This is a genomic window from Paenibacillus sp. FSL L8-0638 (genome assembly GCF_038593075.1).
GTDB lineage: Bacteria > Bacillota > Bacilli > Paenibacillales > Paenibacillaceae > Paenibacillus > Paenibacillus polymyxa_D.
In genome coordinates, this window is the sequence record NZ_CP151960.1 from 5,306,354 (window position 1) to 5,324,437 (window position 18,084).

Below are 18,084 nucleotides of genomic sequence, written 5' to 3' on the forward strand. Positions count from 1 at the left end.
CGATATCAAACCGATCCTCCAACAAAAACGCTATAAGCTGAAAACATCAGTGCATCCCCTGTATGGCACAAAATGGCCGACGGTCAGTGGTTGAACTGCCGCCTGCCATTATATGCACTGCAGGGAATAGTGTATCTCAAGATCTCTCCCTTAATTTCAATCCGTTATTTTCTACGCGGACGCGAAGGAGCGGATTTCTTTTTAGGAGCCGCAGGTTCACCACTCGTCGAGATTTTGTCTTCGTCGATGACAGCCTGACGCTCTTGATTGGATTCAATTTGTGCTTTCATGATGTATGTCGCTACTTCCTCTTGGATGCTAGCAATCATAGCATGGAACATTTCGAAGCCTTCAAATTGATACTCGCGCAGAGGATCGGTACCGCCGTAAGCACGCAAGTGAATACCTTGACGCAATTGATCCATAGCATCAATATGGTCCATCCATTTGCTATCGACCGCACGCAGTACGATAACTTTCTCGAACTCGCGTACCATATCTTCGCCAATCATTTCTTCACGGCTGTGGTATCTGTTGGTAACTTTTTCGAAGATCATATCCACGATCTCCTCTTTTTCCTTGCCCCACAGGTCGTCACGTGTAAGTGTATTTTCCTCAAGCAGGTTGTTATTCACATACTCTGCTACTTCTTCAAGTTCCCAGTTTTCAGGAATGTCATCACCGCAATGAGCTTCCACTACACGCTCAATGACAGGCTTGATCATGTCAAACACAATTTCCTTGATGTTCTCTGATTCCAGCACCTCACGGCGTTGTTTGTAAATAATAGCACGCTGCTGGTTCATTACATCATCATACTGGAGAACGACTTTACGCTGATCAAAGTTGTTGCCTTCGACGCGTTTTTGAGCTGATTCGATAGCACGTGTAATCATACGGCTCTCGATAGGTTGGTCTTCCTCGAAGCCCAAGCGCTCCATCATATTCAGTACATTGTCCGCACCAAAACGCTTCATTAACTCATCGCCCAGCGATAAGTAAAACTGTGTGGAGCCCGGATCACCCTGACGTCCTGCACGTCCGCGGAGCTGATTATCAATACGACGGGATTCATGACGTTCTGTACCGATGATGTGCAAACCACCGAGTTCTGATACGCCTTCACCCAGCACGATGTCAGTACCACGTCCGGCCATGTTGGTAGCGATGGTAACTGCGCCTGCTTCACCTGCACGGGAAATAATCTCAGCTTCCTCAGCATGATACTTGGCGTTAAGCACTTTGTGACGAACGCCTTTGCGTTTCAGCATTTCAGAAAGAAGCTCCGAGTTTTCAATAGAAACCGTACCTACTAATATCGGCTGGTTCTTTTTGTTACGCTCCAGGATTTCATCTACCACAGCATGGAATTTGCCTTTCACGCTCTTGTACACTATGTCAGGCATATCTACACGCTGGTTAGGCTTATTCGTCGGAATTTGGAGCACTTCCAGACCATATATTTTTTTGAATTCTTCTTCTTCTGTTTTAGCTGTACCCGTCATACCCGCCAATTTGCGGTACATACGGAAATAGTTTTGGAATGTAATTGTCGCCAATGTCATGCTTTCATTTTGTACAATGATGTTTTCCTTTGCTTCAATAGCTTGGTGCAAACCATCACTGTAACGACGTCCAGCCATCAAACGACCTGTAAACTCATCGACAATTAGGACTTCACCGTCAGCCACGACATAGTCCACATCCAAACGCATAATAGCATTAGCTTTCAATGCCTGTACAATGTGGTGATTGATTGTAACACTTTCCTGATCGTACAAGTTTTCAAGACCAAAGAAATTTTCAGCTTTGGATACGCCGTTTTCGGTCAAAGCAACCGACTTCACCTTAATATCCAGAGTGTAATCTTCTTCAACATTCAGGCTCTTCACAAAACGGTCAGCCGCAAAATACAGCTCGGTCGATTTCTGAGCTTGTCCTGAAATAATCAATGGTGTACGAGCTTCATCGACGAGAATGGAATCCACTTCATCAATGATACAGAAGTACAACGGACGTTGTACCATCTGCTCTTTGTAAAGCACCATGTTATCGCGCAGATAATCGAATCCGAACTCGTTGTTTGTACCGTATGTGATGTCACAAGCATATGCTGCCTGCTTGGCGGCATGATCCATGTTGGCCAAATTAAGCCCTACGGACATTCCTAGGAAGTTATAAATTTGTCCCATTTCTCCGCTGTCACGTTGCGCCAAATAGTCATTGACCGTAACCACGTGCACGCCTTTGCCCAACAGAGCATTCAAATAAACCGGCAGTGTTCCTACCAGTGTTTTACCTTCACCGGTTTTCATTTCGGCAATTTTACCTTCATGCAGCGCAATACCGCCGAGCATCTGTACGTCATAATGACGTTTACCCAGCACCCGTTTGGACGCTTCGCGAACAGTAGCAAAAGCTTCTGGCAAAATTTCTTCAGCCGTAGTCCCTTGTTCGACCCGAGCTTTAAATTCCACCGTCTTCGCTTGCAACTCCTCATCCGAGAGCTTTTCGAAATCCGGCTCTATCTTATTGATCAGTTCAACCGTCTTCATTAAACGCTTGACATCACGTTCATTGGTATCTCCGAAGATTTTCTTAACAATTCCTAGCATGGTTTACCCCTTTCGCGCAAAACAATTAATAGAATCAATTTCACAATAAGAAAGGGTCCATGATGAAATTGATTCCCGATATGTTTGACAGGCCCGGCTGTACCAGCCCATCGTGCGATGTTCTTTGCATAAATTGTAACAGTTTGTAGGACATGCCGCAACACAAGCAGCCTCCAGATTTGCATCCGGTTAAAGATACCAAAACAATTGACGCACGAAATACACAACTTGATTACACTTATCCAAGCTTAAATTTCCTTACTTTCACAAAAAAAACATATAAAAGAGCCTTATCCCGCCAGGTTCGCAAGGATAAGGCTCGTGTTGTTTTCATTTTCCTAATATCCATGAAGCATGCTTCAATCGAAATCGTTCTATTCATTTTAAAATGTGAAAAGTTCCTACTTCACAGGCTATTGCCGTTCGATCAGACCGTATTTACCATCATTGCGCTTGTAAACTACGTTAACTTCTTCGTTGTCAATATTGGAAAACACAAAGAAATTATGTCCAACCATGTTCATTTGAAGAATAGCTTCTTCCACATCCATAGGTTTCAATAAGAAACGCTTGGTGCGGACAACTTCCAGCTCATCCAGTTCTGCATCTTCAGCAACAGCCACGCCACCTGCCGGATCTTCCACAAAAAGGGTTTTCAAACTGCCTTCTTGACGGAATTTTCGGTTTAGCTTGGTTTTGTGCTTGCGAATTTGCCGTTCAAGCTTGTCTACCACGGCATCAATGGATGCATACATGTCATCGCTCTCGTCTTCGGCACGGAGTACAAGCCCCGGCAAAGGAATGGTTACTTCTACAGTGTGCAAATCTCTGGTTGTGCTTAACGTTACACTTCCATCAGACGTCGGGGGTGCATCGAAATACTTTTCAAGTCTGCTGAATTTCTTATCAACGTAGTCCTTCAAAGCGTCGGTAACCTCGATCTGTTGACCTCGTACTGTTAAGTTCATAGGGCACGCCTCCTTTGCCCCTTCAGTATAGCACATATGTTAACGCCAAGTAAAAAAAGAGGCCGAATTTCGAATCTATTTTACAAAATTCTTCTTTTTTCGCTAAAACGCTTCCCATAACGTCATTCTTTGAAAACAGGTATGTTTAAAATCGACTTGCATACATATGTGAATAATGAGTGCATATACGAATATTGCTCCGCTGACGTCATGACAAACAACTATTTTGGGCTTCATGCTAAGCGATTTTATCAAAAAAGGGGGTGTCCCTTTCCCGCTGAACAGGTACATGGACTTGTGCGGTATGCAAGGCCTGGTTACAACCCAGACAATTTATACGAAAGGATTATTACACCCAGCCTAGCTGGCTCTTCCTATACGGAGATCTCAAGATAACGGATTTGGAAGAGATGGAAAGTAGGAAGCTAATCCATGGCTTTTATTCAGCGTTACGTAACGAACCAGACGGGGGCTGTCACCTTTATAGGGAATACACTTGGGCTGGCACGCTCTAATTCGGTAGGAGTGCCGGGAACAGTGACCAGCATTGGCGCGTTCATCACAACCAATACAGCCTCTCGCTTCGGCACGTATCCATTCGGCACGACTTCTACCTTTACCAGTAACTCATCGACAGCATTTCTTGTGCTCCCTGCGGGCAGTACGGTGCTGTATGCTGAGCTTATTTGGGGAGGAAGTTATGCCAACGGCAGCACCAATGTATTGTCCAGCGCCAGTAACCCGGTCACATTTCAGACACCTGCTTTATCTACCACGGTCAGCCCTGAATCTGCAACATCAGTCAACGTCACCAGTCTCAGTACCTATGTGAGAACAGCGAATGTCACAAATCTGGTCATTCAAGGCGGTGCAGGGGCATACACGGTCGGAAATGTGACGGGCACCATCACGGTTCCGGATTCCACCAACACCAACCATGCTGGCTGGACGCTTGCCGTAGTGTACAATAACCCATCTCTGCCCTTCCGTAACCTGTCGCTGCGTGTAGGTGGTGAAGGGGTCAGTACCGCTACAGGCTCGGTCAATGTGGTGGTGAGTGGCTTTGCCACGCCCGTACAGGGGACTTTACGCGGCAGGGCGCTGATTAGCGCCCAAGAGGGTGACGTGGACATCACTGGTGACCGTGCGTTGTTTGGACCTACCACATCCAGTTTGACTGCGCTGTCTGGGCCTAATAATTTTTCGACTAATTTTTTCGCTTCGCAAATAAACGGAGATGACGGTACATTAGTCACGACCGGGACCTTCGGTACAACTAATGCTGTAAATGGGGCACCTGGGACGCAGGTAATCGGCGGACGGCAAGGCTGGGACATTACCAATGTCGATATTTCCTCCACGCTGCTCAACAGTCAAACCACAGGTGTTCTCCAGCTGACAACCAATGGCGACATTTACACTGTAAATGCCAATGCCATTCAAATTGATATCAATGCTCCGCTGGTGACCCTGACCAAAACTGCCAGCTCTACAGGCTTGGTTATTGGCGATACAGTTACCTATACGGTTAACATTTCGAATACGGGGCTCGTCAGTGCTTCCAACACAGTACTTACCGATACCATACCAGCCGGGGCTACCTTCGTACCTGGCAGTGTTGTTGTCGCGGGCACAGCCCAGCCAACGGCCAATCCCGCTACAGGTATCACAGTGGGCAGTGTAGCTCCTGCTTCCACGGTGACCATTACATTCCGTGCAACCGTCACTTCATTGCCAGCAAACACCCAGCTGGGTAATCAGGCATCCGCATCCTTTTCCTTCCAAACTGTACCTGGAGGGCCTGTCATTTCTGGCAACGTTCCGTCCAACACTGCCAGTACACCGATCTACCAGCCCGTCATTGGGATTGTTAAAAGTGCCAATACAACGGCTGCTACAGTCGGAGATACGATTACTTACACGTTTCAAATATCCAACACGGGTAACATTGCAGCCTCAACTACTGTAAGCGACAATATTCCGGACGGCTCTGTATTCCTTCCCAACACCGTCTCGATTAATGGCATTGCAGCTCCCGGTGCAAGCCCGGTTTCCGGCATCCCGACTCCAGCCATACCACCAGGACAATCGGCAACTGTCACTTTCCAAGTGCTGGTATCTTCCATCCCTGCAACCGTACTGCTGGTTGATCAGGCCGAGGTAGACTATCGCTTTAATGCACCAAATGGGCGAGAGGCAGGCGGTTTCCGTTTATCCAACATTGTTGAGGTTGCCGTGTCACCGCTAGACATCACATTAAGTAAAAGCGTAAGCTCACCTTTCGCCACTACTGGCGAAACCTTGACGTATGAACTCGTGATCTTCAACGAGGATACAAATACCGTGCAAGATGCCCGTTTGCTGGATACTTTGCCAGAAGACATCGAGTTTATTACAGGTTCAGTTCAGATTAATGGATCTACGGTAACAGAAAGCGATCCCGGCACCGGTATACCTTTGCCACCGTTAGAAGCGAATTCCAAGACTGTCATATCCTTTGATGTCCGTATCACAGCGACAGAACAGCCAGGACCACGTACGAATCAGGCACGCTTGTTACTCTCAAATGGTGAAGAAGCGAGTGCCGTTTTGTCCAATGCTGTCACCATTGCCTTACTTCAGCCTGTAGTGAAACTGACGAAAATAGCCAGCACGGAGAGCGTACAGCCAGGTCAAAGCATCACCTATTCCATCATTGCAGAAAATACTGGGAATATCGGTGCATTTGGCTTGTTAACGGACTCACTGCCATCGGAGCTTTCTTTTGTTTCTGGCTCTGTTTCGGTTAATGGAATCCCTCAATATGGCGTCAGTCCAGGGCAAGGCATTGCCCTAGGCACCATCGCACCAGGAGAAAAAACGACTACCGTCTTCTCCGCGCTTGTCGTTCGTGCCTCCGAGTCTGGCACACTGGTGAATCAAGCTTCGCTGGCTTACTCCTACCAGCTGCCGGACGGACGAAGCACGAATCTGGTAACTGCTTCACCTTCTGTCTCGGTTAAAGTAGCCCCTACTGCTAAAGGAGCCTTGTCAGCCGTGCTACGCACAACAGTGTCTACTATCGCATTAGGCGATGCTGTGCCTTATCAGTTGACTCTTGTTAATGATGGAGGCTCGGTCATTACCGATGTAGTGTTAGCCGATTACGTACCGAATGGAACCATCCATAAACCCGGATAGCTTGAGAATTAGCGGTTCTCCACCTGCTTCTAGCAAGCCGGGTGAACCATTATTTATCGGCAGCTTGCAGGCAGGACAGACAATTGATGTATCCTACAGCGTGAACGTTCAGTCTCTGCCTCTCGGAGGACGTCTAAACAATAGCGTGCGGCTTCAATATGCTGGCAGTGACGGTGCTAGCGAGGTTACCAGCAATACCGTGACTATAGCTGTTTTCGATCCACAGCTTGCCGCAAGTATCTCCACGGAAAATACGGAGGCCATCGCAGGAGAAAATCTTACCTATACGGTACTGCTCAACAACTTTGGAAACGTAACATCCGAAGTTACACTTCAAAATTTCATTCCTGCCGGGACTCTATTGATTCCTGACAGCATACAGTTGAACGGTTAATCACTGTCGGGAGCCGATCCTGCTGTCGGTGTTAGCCTTGGGGTAGTGGAACCTGGACAGTCATTGACACTGACTTATCAAGTGACCGTATTAGAGACGCCTCCATCCGGCTACATCGCAAATCAAGCTGCCTTGGCCTACTCGTTTACGTTACCTGGAGGAAGAGTCGTATCGGGGACATTGAATACCAATACCGTTACGATCCCAGTTGTATTCCCACTGCTCGAATTAGTTAAAAAGGTGAGTACCACGGATGCCTCTGTAGGCGACACACTCACCTTCACCATACAGATTACTAACAAAGGGGGAATCCCAGCGCAGTATCCGCTGTTCACGGACCCATTGCCGCATGGACTCATTTATGTACCCAACAGCCTGACTATTCAAGAAAAAGCACAGCCAGGCGCTAATCCTGCCGCAGGTATCACGCTCCCGGATATTGCAGCAGGGGAGACGCTTACCCTTACGTTACAGGCACAAATCCGTGAAGCACCTGCAGATGGAATATTCAGCAACCAGGCCACCATCGAATATACCTCACGTCGTAGTGGAGGAGAGACCATTCAGGAAACCTCCCAGACCAACACCGTCGGCGTGACCGTTATTGCAGCCATCCCTAAACTTACGCTTAGCTCCAGCGCTTTGCGTGTCGGACAAGAAGATACCCTGTCCTTTACGGTCCATGTGGAAAACATCGGAAATACCCCACTGGAAGAGCTCTTGCTCACTGCACCATTTGCAGCCGAAGATTTCATTTTGCTACGAACTGTCACCGTGAATTCTGTGCCACTTCCGCATCCTAACCTGCTCCAAGGTATTCCATTAGGTCGGCTTGATCCAAACCACAAAGCAGTCGTCGTATTCTCTTTCGACATCGAGTCCGCGCTCCGCGCGTATCTGATTGCCCAGGTCATCCTGCGCTATCAATTCCGTTATACAGACGGAAGCGTAGAGAAACAATCTGCCTCTTCCAATACCATTTTTGTGGAAATGGCTGACTTTGATGGTTCTCTAGAGTAAACGTTCTATTGTTTTGAGCTCCTTACCACTGGGTAAGGGGCTTTTCTATGTAATTAGAAAATACAAAAAAAGCCCTGGAATATATTCCAAGGCAGTTGCTAGCGTGTTATCCATTGCTAACCATCTTACCAATTATGTAGGTCGGCTATGCCGGGGATGATTATAATTTGGTTACGTTAGCGGCTTGTGGTCCACGTGCGCCTTCGACAATGTCGAACTCCACGTCTTGTCCTTCTTCAAGTGTTTTGAAGCCTTCTGTTTGAATTGCGGAAAAATGTACAAATACGTCGCCGCCGTCAGCCGTTTCAATGAAACCATAACCTTTTTCTGCGTTAAACCATTTTACTTTACCTTGCATGCACTAACATTCCCTTCGTCATCAAATGAAGTGAAGCTCTCGCCCACATTTTCGACTATACCACCCAAACTTATCCATTGTCAATTGGAATTGATAATGTTTTCATACATTTATTTGCCATCAATATCCTCCTGCTAATACAGTTGAATATCGTTACACTGAATTCTTAATGATTGTATAGAGGTTATAATATAGTAATAACCCGCTTCCCTGTATGCTGAAACAGGTTAAGCGGGTTAGGGAAAATATTTTTATTTTCGGCGATCCATCAAAATGGCATCAGAAGAATAGGCGGTTTCGTAGGCATTGCGCTGAACTTTGGCCATGTTACGCTGTTGAAGCCAGTCGGCTGCTTCTCCTTTTAAGAAATTCATTCTGCTTATGATGGCAGTATCATTACCTAAAAGATTCTTTATACGATCGGTCTGTCCTACGTCTGCAGCACTTAGCTTAAGAAGGTCCTCTAGTTCATTCACTAGCAACTGACGACTTTCAACAAATCTCACCATCTCTTCATAAGATGTTATATTCAGTCGATTCATTAAATCAGCAGTAAGGTTCTCCAATTGGCCGATAAGCTCATCCATGGTTGGATCCTATCGCTGTATCCGCAACGCTAGTCGTCAACTTACTTGCCTGTAACCAGGTTTCGCGTAATTCGGTGAGATATCCTAGAGCTTCATTGGCTGGATCTGCACTTTTTTTTATGTTGGCTTGAATTAAAAGATAATTCATGTATTCATAGAGAGCAAACAAGCTTTTAGAAATATCGTAGGAGTGATCCAACGTCGACATAAGCTCACTAATGATGGTCTGTGCTTTACCAAGGTTTAGGTTAACCTTTTGATAGTCCTTAGAGTCTAAAGCAACCAGCCCTGCCTTAACAAAACGAATGGCTCCATCATATAACATAACTACAAGTTGAGAAGGAGTAGAGGTTTGAACCGAAGACTGCCGATATTTTTCATAAGGAGATGTAATCAATCCGCTCATCCTTTACTATCTATTTTAACAAACCTGTCAGACTAGACGACTGGGATTGGTATTTATTCATTGCTTCTTCCATGGCTGAGAATTGTTTGTAATAGCGTGTTTCCATATCACTAAGCCGGCTTTTCATGTCAGAAATTCGTTTATTGTAATCCGCAAGCTGTTTGCCCATAATGCTTTCTGTTTTAAATATACTATTTACATCAGAACTATACTTGGATGTACCTGCCTTCTTAGCTAGTAAGTCCAATGTTCCGTTCATTTCGTCACTGATTTTACTGTATATCCCTGGAGTAGCGCCGTCTGCACTACCCTGAAAAATATTCATGACTTTTTGAGGGTCGCTCTGTAAAGCAACCTTGAGCTTCTCCTCATTGATATATATTTTTCCATTTTCATAGTATTGTCCAGTTGTAATGCCTATTGCGCTTAGATCACCGAGACTTCCTGTAATCACTGAACGCATCGAGGAGACTGCAGAGGATAGGATATTATCGTTTTTGAGAAGGCCACTTTTAGCCTTTTGTTCCCAAAGTGTAATATCATTCTCTTTCATGTCTTTCTTTTGTTCATCTGTAAGTGGCTGATAATCACGGTATTTTTCCTCTTTAACTTTCGAACCAAAGGTATTGAGTAAGTCATTGTAATTTTGAACGAAATTTTTGATCGTATCTAGCGCTTTAGCTGGATCTGTTTGAGTTTGAATTCTCGCAAGATCTGTAGATGTGTTCGTTGATAAAAGGGTGAGCGTGATACCATTGACAGTAAGAGAATTGTTATTAGTGGTAAATTCCTTAAAACTTGAACCACCGTCCGTACTAATTTTTACTGTTCCTGCTGTAGCGTTTTGTATTGTACCCATGCCCAATAATGTTTTCAAAGTACCTGAACCATCTGTAAGATTCGTTCCATAATCTTTTGATGTGATGGAAAATTTACCGGATACTTCATCAAAACTCGCATTAACCTTCATATCGGCATCCGTACTAATTGTATTAATAACATTAGCTATAGTTTTGTCGCTAGAAAAGGTTAAAGATTTCCCATTAATGGTGACTGTATAATCTGCAGCACCTGTACTGGTGGATAGATCTCCAATTTTTGTTGTTAGCGTAGCATCTGCACTAGAGCTAGTCGATAACTTACTTCCACTTGTCATATTCGACTTTTGCGCGAGACTTGTAACTTGTACAGCCATCGCCGCACCGCTCGCATTAGCACTTGCGTCTGCTTTGATTGCGGTCGTATTTCCCGATACAACCGCCTGTTGTGTATTCATCGCTGATGATAACTTAAACTCCGAAAGCTTAGTTCTGAAATCAACAATTTTGCTGTTTAACTCTCTATAACTGTCCCGTGTCCATTCCAAGATTTGTTTCTGTTGATTCAACTTGTTTAATGGGGCTTTTTTGGCAGTCATTAAATTTGTGACCATACTGTCAATATCCATCCCCGAAAATCCGTTAATACGCATTATATAATTACCTCCTTAAGCTTTTTCGTCTACTAGGATTCCTGCTATTTCCATCATTTTCGCAACAAGATCAAGTGTTTTTTCAGGAGGAATTTCACGTATCAATTCACCTGTATCCTTATTGAGAACTTTAACCAAAATCTGATGCGTCTTTTCGTGTACACTCATTTCCAAGGTTGTTGTAGGGCCCTGGAGAGCCTTAACGGCTCGATCTATCGCCTTAATAAGCTGTTCGTCCCCAAGCGAAATGCTAACTCCTTGCTGTTCAAGCCTACTTAAATCAATCCCGGTTTTTGCTGCCCGCAGAAGCATGCTGCTCTGAGTAACATCTGAATCACTTAGTTGACTTCTCGTACTCGACGTGGAACTTGCCGCATTGGTAGAAAGTGAAAACTGTAGATTCATCGTTCATCCCCCGATGGAATTATTTATTATATTTATCGGTTAGTGAGGTTGAAGATTGAATAGGATATCCATTCATACAGAGAAATCATTTTTATGAATTCACTTCCTGGATTCAGGATATATATGACAATCTCTTAGCAGTCCCCGCTCTTTAAAACTAAAAAAATGTCATACCTGCTGAGTATACCAATTCTCAATATCGACAAGTTTGATTTTAAGTTCTTTTTGTTTAACTACCTTTATAATCTCATCAAGATAATTCGAATTCGTTACTATAATTGTTGACAGTCCCTTATTGCTTAAGCTTTCTATCCCAACTATCTCATGCCCTGTTCCAGGCAAATAATTACCTACTTTATTTGGATTGACATCTATTACACAATCAATAAATTTTAACTCAGGATCAATTAAATTTAACAATGTTACGCCCTTAGCCCCCGCCCCCCAAACAGCAGTTTTTCCTAATTTAGAATATTCAGAAAACTGCTTCAGCGCTCTTCGTTTCCACTCGACTTCGTTTTGGGTAAAATCAATGCTGCTTGTGTCACTACATTCTGAGTAATTTGTATTTTGTGCGTTTCTCGCGCCTTCTACTGGCCTAGCTTCTACCCACATGTATTGACCATTAAAAATATGTTCTATACTTAATACATCAAATCCAGCCAATTCAAATACTTTAGAAATCGAATATTTATTAAAATAAGAACAATGCTCGTAAAAAAAATCAAACATTATCTTATTATTAAAAATCCAGTCAACACATGGCGTCTCAAAAAATACCCTAGCATTTGGAGAATGTACTAGTGTCTTTCTTAAAGACTTGAGCAATATTAAAGGATTAGGAATATGTTCAATAACATGCCGACACAGAATAGCATCTGCATTAATGTGAACACTCTCTTCATCGTATAGTCTCTTCTCGAATCTTAATCTGCCATTGAGGTCCACCTCAGGTCCAATGTAGCTTGGATCAAATCCATATCCATAATTATCGCCGGCCTCAACTAATTTTTTTAGAAAAAAACCTTTTCCGCAACCAATTTCTACTATATTCATGTTACATACGCCTTTTTTAGTAACAAGCGTATTCACTAGATCATTTAAATAATCATCAAAATAAGAAGAGTATGACTGTGTATTCTCATAAGCACTATTATAAATAACTTTGTTTGCATCAAAGATGCAATTATAAACAAAACCACAATCTATACACCTGACGATCTCTAAATCGCCTTTTGGAATCTGTTTCGCATCTTCCGAGGTATTAATCAACAAATTTTGATATACAGGGATGTTTTTACGAGTTAAAACTGCTGCTATATTTGTTGATTTACATATTGGACAGCTAATATTATCCACCTTACTTGCCCCCATTAAGATTAAATTGCCACCACTGGACAGTTTCATGTAATCCTTCTTCTAAAGTAAATAAAGGATTCCAATCCGTACTTCCTTTCAGCTTCGTTATATCCGCTAAAACAATTTTAGGTTCATCCACTGAAGTTGGGATAGCTCCTAGATGGACTAATTCCTTATGACCAATAATATCAGCAATTTTATAGATAATCTCCGATAGGCGTATTGGCGTGCCTGAACCAATGTTAACAGGGCCACTTACTTCACTGTCTAAGAGCTTCACCACCGCTCGTGCTACATCTTTAACATACAAATAATCACGAATTTGCTGTCCGTGAGAGCAATTTGCTTTCAATCCCCCTAACATAGCTGAGATTATAGAAGGAACTAATCGTAGCTTATGTTCACGAGGACCATACACATAAAAAATCCGGGCCCATGAACTTGAGATTTCGTAATGTTTTGAATATGACATCAACATATGATTTAATGAATTTTTAGTTGATCCATATACAGTATTATAATCTAAGGGGGTATCATACTCTTTGCATACTCCATAACTCAAGTCGTACTCCGCACAGGAGCCTACTCCTACAATTCTTTTTCCGCCAACAGAACGGAACATATCAAATAGAGACAGACTCGCCTTTACCCATTTAAGGTTTGCAGAAGAATTCCAGTATTGACCTGGTGTAGTATCCCATGCTAAATGCAGTAGGTGTGTAGGGAAATTGACTAAAGAGAATATTTCCTCAAGCTGGTCATTATCGAGTAAATTTGCTTCCAACCAAGTAATTTTCGATGTGTTAATTTTATTGTTAATATTTGAGGTAATTGCATATATATCCCATCCTCTAAGCTCCAGTTCATCTATAACATGACTCCCTATAAAACCATTAGCACCAGTTACAATTATCCGACTCATTTATTAATACTTCCATATCCTAAATCCTTTTTTGATATAATTCTCTCATCTATTTGAGGCCAGGTTATATCAAGCTCCGAATCATTCCACCTTACACCTCTTGCGTATTCTTCATTGTAAACTTGACCCATTTGGTAAAAAACCTCGGTATCATCAGACAAAGTTTGGAATCCATGCGCCAGACCTTTTGGAATGTAGAGCATCTTGTAATTCTTCTCGGATAGTTCTATGCCGAACCACTGTTTAAACGTGGGGGAATCTGATCTTAAATCAACGATGACATCATATATAGATCCCTTTGTGCAACGGACCAATTTTATTTCTTCATATGGAGATGCTTGATAATGCAATCCTCGCAGTGTCCCTTTTCGGCGATTATAAGAAACATTACATTGGACAAATTCACATTCCAAACCGTGTGATTTAAACTCTTCTTGACACCATGTTCTAGCAAAGTGTCCCCTCGAATCAATTAAAAGCTCCGGTTCTATTAAAAAAGCCCCCGATAACTCCGTTTCTATAAACCTCATCCTTGCATTCCCCCTGTTTATTAGTCAGATATACATTTCAAATAACCGCCAGGAGCAACTGTAATTAAAAGTTTATTTTCTATACTCGCATCTACAGTAAAACGCTTATTCTCTTGTAAAAATTGTCTAACTGCACTTTTGGGACTATTTCCTTTTTTCCAAGGGCGGTTTCCAAAAAAATGATCTGGCATATCCTCTACAATGGTATCTAATACAACCAGATAGCTCTCTTTTGTAACAAAAGGAGAATACACCTCTAGCTCTCTCAAAACATGCTCATGGGTATGATTAGAATCCAATATGACAAGGACAGATTTGCGTTTTGAGATGATCTCACGGACTTCCTTGATGACTTCAACACTAGTTGAATCGCCTTCAATCAGAAAAACATTATCCGAAAATGGGTGATTCTCTATTGCATCACGATTATGAGGTCTTATATCAATATCTATACCTATCACTATGCCATCGTTGCCAATTAACTTTTGTAATGAGGAATGAAAAATAATTGATCCCCCACGTGCTATACCTGTTTCAATAATTACATCAGGCTTCACACTCCAAATCATTTCTTGCAGGGCGATGATGTCCTGAGGAAATTGAATGATCGGCATCCCCAACCATGTAAAATTGTAAGTATAGTTATATTGGGCTTGTTGGAGAATAAAATCATGTGCCGTTCTTTTCAAATTTGTATCTGCTGCTTGCCGTTTAACATTTTCTCTCTTTTCCAACTCAAAATTTCCTCTATCCATATCCACACATCCCTTTTATTTATTCAACAACGTTTATCTCAGGTATTGGTACAATCCATTTACCTCCCCATTCACGAATGAAGGATGTTTGCTTCATAATTTCGTCCTTCAAATTCCATGGGAGAATAAATACATAGTCAGGCTTTGTTAATTTAAGTAGCTCAGGAGAACTAACAGGAATTCTAGAACCCGGAAGAAAAGTCCCCTGCTTGTAAGGACTTCGATCTACTGTATAATCCAAATAATCACAATCAATGCCACAATAATTTATTAAGGTGTTGCCTTTAGCCGGAGCACCATACCCAACAACAACCTTTTCATTGGTTTTTAATTGAATAAGGAAATTTGTGATCTTCCTTTTTAATTGGACCACTCTTAATTGGAACTTTTTATACATCTCAATATCGGTAATCCCAAACTGCAATTCTTTTTCAAGTAATTCATGTACAGATGATTGTATAGAAGTTTCTTTGTTCTCTACATGACTTGCATAAATTCGAATAGAACCACCATGAGTCTCTAAGTGCTCAACATCATAGATCGAAAGTTCATGGTTAGCGAACAGTTTTAGGACCGTAGTAAAAGAAAAATAAGAATAGTGTTCATGATATATCGTATCGAATTGATTATTCTCTATGAGCTGAAGCAAATGAGGGAACTCCATCGTAATAGTACCGTTGGACTTTAGTAAAATTTTCATTCCGGCAACAAAATCATTTAAGTCAGGGACATGCGCAAGTACGTTATTCCCAAGAAGTAAATCTGCCATCTTACCTTCCTGCTTCAAAGACTCAGCTATAGATTTTCCAAAAAAATTCATTGAAGTTTCGATGCCCTTTTCAATAGCAACTTTTGCAACATTCACGGCTGGTTCAATTCCAAGAACAGAAATTCCTTTTTCTTTAAAATATTGAAGTAAATAGCCATCATTGCTAGCAATTTCGATTACTTTTGTATCACTAGTATAATGAAATCTATCTATTATATGTTCAACATAATCTTGGCAGTGACGTAGCCAGCTATCTGAGAAACTACTAAAATAGGCATAATCACTGAATATATGTTCAGGGGTTTCAAATTCGTGCACTTGAACCAAAAAACAGTGTTCACAAACATACGTTCTCAGCGGGTAAACATGCTCCATTTGATCTGTTGATTTAACATACGAATTTGCCATTGGAGAAACTCCCAGATCCAAAAAAACAGTGTTGAGTTCTTCACCACAAAAACGACAGCTATTCATGATGGCTATGCTCCTTTATGATCTCTTCAAAATACGATATTTGATTTACTGTTACTCGACGCATATCCTCACCTTGAATGTAAGCTCGAGTCCAATCCACAACCCAATCTATGCTTGTATCAACAGATAAGAGAGAAGACCATCCTAGCTTCAACTTTGCTTTTGAGCAGTCCAATCTTAGATAATTGGCTTCATGTGGATGGTTACCTTTATCATCATATTGGATATTTAAAGATTCACCCCATGCATTTTCAAACAACCGAAGCAATGTTTCTACTGATACAGCTTCTTGGTCCCCAGGACCGATGTTCCATGAATCACCATACTCTTTACCATCAAACCACATTCTTTCTGCCAATAGTAAGTACCCGTACAGCGGTTCTAAAACATGTTGCCAGGGTCTAACTGAACGCGGATTCCGGATAAAGATGATTTTATTACTTACAATTGAGCGGATGATATCAGGCACCAAACGGTCTTCTGCCCAATCTCCTCCCCCTATTACATTACCAGCACGTACGCTAGCCACCGAAGGTCCGTCGCTAAAAAAGGAGCTTCGATACGAGGTTGTAATTAATTCCGCACAACCTTTACTTGCACTATAGGGATCACTGCCACCGAGTGGTTCGTTCTCCCTATAACCCCATATCCACTCTTTATTGTCATAGCATTTATCGCTCGTAACGTTAATGATAACTCGGAGACTGTCTACTGAGCGAGCAGCCTCAAACAAATTGGCAGTTCCTATAATATTGGTTGAGAATGTCTCCAAAGGATCGAGATACGATTTTCGCACTAGAGACTGAGCCGCCATATGAAAAATAATTTCCGGTTCAAACGAACATATAAGTTGCTTCAATTGGTTAAAGTCCCGAATATCTCCGTATGTTGTTTGCATGCCACTTCCTACTTCAGCCTGACTAAATAGATTGGGAGAAGTCGGGGGTTCCATTGAGAACCCCATTACTTCTGCCCCCAGTTTTTGCAACCAGATCGAAATCCAACTTCCTTTAAATCCAGTATGCCCGGTTATCAAAACTTTTTTACCCTTCCAAAATGGCATTACGAATCCCACACTTTCCACGGAGCTTCTTTCTTTTCCCACATCTCCTCAAGCTTTACCTTATCTCTTAATGTATCCATAGGTTGCCAGAAACCATGATGTTTAAATGCCGATAACTGATTACCTTGGGCGAGCTCCTCTAACGGTCCTGCCTCCCAAATCACGCTATCATCCTTAATAAGACTGAATACTTCTGGTTCCAAGACAAAGTATCCTCCATTTATCCAGCTTCCGTCGCCTTGTGGTTTTTCCTCGAAACTAGTTATTCTATTTTGCAGTATATCTAATGCTCCAAATCGTCCTGGGGGTTGTACACCGGTTAGAGTAGCTTGTGTTCCTGATCTACGGTGGAAATTAATAAGTTCAGTAATATTGACATTAGAGACCCCATCTCCGTAAGTAAAACAAAAGGTTTCATTCCCTATATATTTTTGTATCCTTTTAAGGCGTCCACCCGTCATTGTTTCAAGTCCGGTATCTATTAATGTTACTCTCCATGGCTCACTATTATTATTGTGAATCTCCATGTTGTTACCTCTCATGTCAAAAGTGACATCAGACATGTGCAAATAGTAATTGGCGAAATACTCCTTAATCAGATATCCTTTGTAGCCAAGACAAATGACAAAATCATTGATTCCGTAATAGGAATAGATTTTCATAATATGCCAAAGGATCGGGTGGCCGCCAATCTCAATCATAGGTTTTGGCTTTAAATGAGTCTCCTCACTGATTCTGGTTCCATATCCTCCTGCTAGAATAACCGCCTTCATCCTAGTCCACATCCTATCTTGTTGAGAAAATAAAA

At 42.3% G+C, this 18,084-nt stretch carries 17 protein-coding genes; 3 read left to right on the top strand and 14 right to left on the bottom strand.

Annotated features, from left to right (window positions below):
* Positions 1-164: 164 nt before the first annotated feature.
* Complete coding sequence (gene secA, locus MKY35_RS23630; RefSeq protein WP_039271459.1) at positions 165-2,615, bottom strand: preprotein translocase subunit SecA; 2,451 nt, start codon at positions 2,613-2,615, stop codon at positions 165-167.
* 413 nt (positions 2,616-3,028) lie between these two features.
* Entirely contained in the window at positions 3,029-3,583 is a 555-nt protein-coding gene (gene raiA, locus MKY35_RS23635) for a ribosome-associated translation inhibitor RaiA (protein WP_029514571.1), read from the bottom strand.
* A gap of 432 nt (positions 3,584-4,015) precedes the next feature.
* On the opposite strand from raiA, the gene MKY35_RS23640 reads away from it, so the two are divergent.
* From MKY35_RS23640 to MKY35_RS23650, 3 genes are read left to right on the top strand one after another with little or no spacing between them, the layout of a single operon-like run.
* Positions 4,016-6,763, top strand: a complete 2,748-nt coding sequence (locus MKY35_RS23640) for a hypothetical protein (RefSeq protein ID WP_342444962.1) — start codon at positions 4,016-4,018, stop codon at positions 6,761-6,763.
* Positions 6,738-7,157, top strand: coding sequence for a DUF11 domain-containing protein (locus MKY35_RS23645; protein WP_342444963.1), 420 nt, complete (start codon positions 6,738-6,740; stop codon positions 7,155-7,157). The genes MKY35_RS23640 and MKY35_RS23645 overlap by 26 nt, the downstream gene beginning before the upstream one ends.
* A gap of 45 nt (positions 7,158-7,202) precedes the next feature.
* Positions 7,203-8,177, top strand: a complete 975-nt coding sequence (locus MKY35_RS23650; RefSeq protein WP_342444964.1) for a DUF11 domain-containing protein — start codon at positions 7,203-7,205, stop codon at positions 8,175-8,177.
* A gap of 160 nt (positions 8,178-8,337) precedes the next feature.
* On the opposite strand, the gene MKY35_RS23655 is transcribed toward MKY35_RS23650, so the two are convergent.
* The 12 genes from MKY35_RS23655 to rfbF form a co-directional block, all read right to left on the bottom strand.
* The gene (locus MKY35_RS23655) at positions 8,338-8,535 is read right to left on the bottom strand and encodes a cold shock domain-containing protein (RefSeq protein ID WP_013373372.1); all 198 of its coding nucleotides are present in this window, start codon (positions 8,533-8,535) and stop codon (positions 8,338-8,340) included.
* A gap of 251 nt (positions 8,536-8,786) precedes the next feature.
* A complete protein-coding gene (locus MKY35_RS23660) occupies positions 8,787-9,122 on the bottom strand; it encodes a hypothetical protein (protein WP_342444965.1) in 336 nt (111 codons plus the stop codon).
* Positions 9,115-9,519, bottom strand: a complete 405-nt coding sequence (gene fliS / locus MKY35_RS23665; protein WP_342446698.1) for a flagellar export chaperone FliS — start codon at positions 9,517-9,519, stop codon at positions 9,115-9,117. Before fliS ends, MKY35_RS23660 begins: the two co-directional genes overlap by 8 nt.
* 19 nt (positions 9,520-9,538) lie before the next feature.
* A complete protein-coding gene (gene fliD / locus MKY35_RS23670; RefSeq protein WP_342444966.1) occupies positions 9,539-10,999 on the bottom strand; it encodes a flagellar filament capping protein FliD in 1,461 nt (486 codons plus the stop codon).
* Between the two features lie 15 nt (positions 11,000-11,014).
* The gene (locus MKY35_RS23675) at positions 11,015-11,404 is read right to left on the bottom strand and encodes a flagellar protein FlaG (protein ID WP_340957059.1); all 390 of its coding nucleotides are present in this window, start codon (positions 11,402-11,404) and stop codon (positions 11,015-11,017) included.
* A gap of 168 nt (positions 11,405-11,572) precedes the next feature.
* Positions 11,573-12,811 carry a class I SAM-dependent methyltransferase gene (locus MKY35_RS23680; RefSeq protein ID WP_340957061.1) on the bottom strand — a complete coding sequence of 413 codons (1,239 nt, stop codon included), beginning with the start codon at positions 12,809-12,811 and terminating at the stop codon, positions 11,573-11,575.
* A complete protein-coding gene (locus tag MKY35_RS23685; RefSeq protein WP_342444967.1) occupies positions 12,765-13,685 on the bottom strand; it encodes an NAD(P)-dependent oxidoreductase in 921 nt (306 codons plus the stop codon). Before MKY35_RS23685 ends, MKY35_RS23680 begins: the two co-directional genes overlap by 47 nt.
* Positions 13,682-14,215, bottom strand: a complete 534-nt coding sequence (rfbC, locus tag MKY35_RS23690; RefSeq protein ID WP_190298101.1) for a dTDP-4-dehydrorhamnose 3,5-epimerase — start codon at positions 14,213-14,215, stop codon at positions 13,682-13,684. Before rfbC ends, MKY35_RS23685 begins: the two co-directional genes overlap by 4 nt.
* A gap of 20 nt (positions 14,216-14,235) precedes the next feature.
* On the bottom strand, positions 14,236-14,970 hold the full coding sequence (locus tag MKY35_RS23695; RefSeq protein WP_342444968.1) for a CmcI family methyltransferase: 735 nt from the start codon (positions 14,968-14,970) through the stop codon (positions 14,236-14,238).
* Positions 14,971-14,989: 19 nt separating this feature from the next.
* The gene (locus MKY35_RS23700; RefSeq protein ID WP_342444969.1) at positions 14,990-16,213 is read right to left on the bottom strand and encodes a class I SAM-dependent methyltransferase; all 1,224 of its coding nucleotides are present in this window, start codon (positions 16,211-16,213) and stop codon (positions 14,990-14,992) included.
* Complete coding sequence (gene rfbG / locus MKY35_RS23705; protein WP_342444970.1) at positions 16,206-17,276, bottom strand: CDP-glucose 4,6-dehydratase; 1,071 nt, start codon at positions 17,274-17,276, stop codon at positions 16,206-16,208. The genes MKY35_RS23700 and rfbG overlap by 8 nt, the downstream gene beginning before the upstream one ends.
* A complete protein-coding gene (rfbF, locus tag MKY35_RS23710) occupies positions 17,276-18,049 on the bottom strand; it encodes a glucose-1-phosphate cytidylyltransferase (protein WP_134902835.1) in 774 nt (257 codons plus the stop codon). Before rfbF ends, rfbG begins: the two co-directional genes overlap by 1 nt.
* Positions 18,050-18,084: the final 35 nt, after the last annotated feature.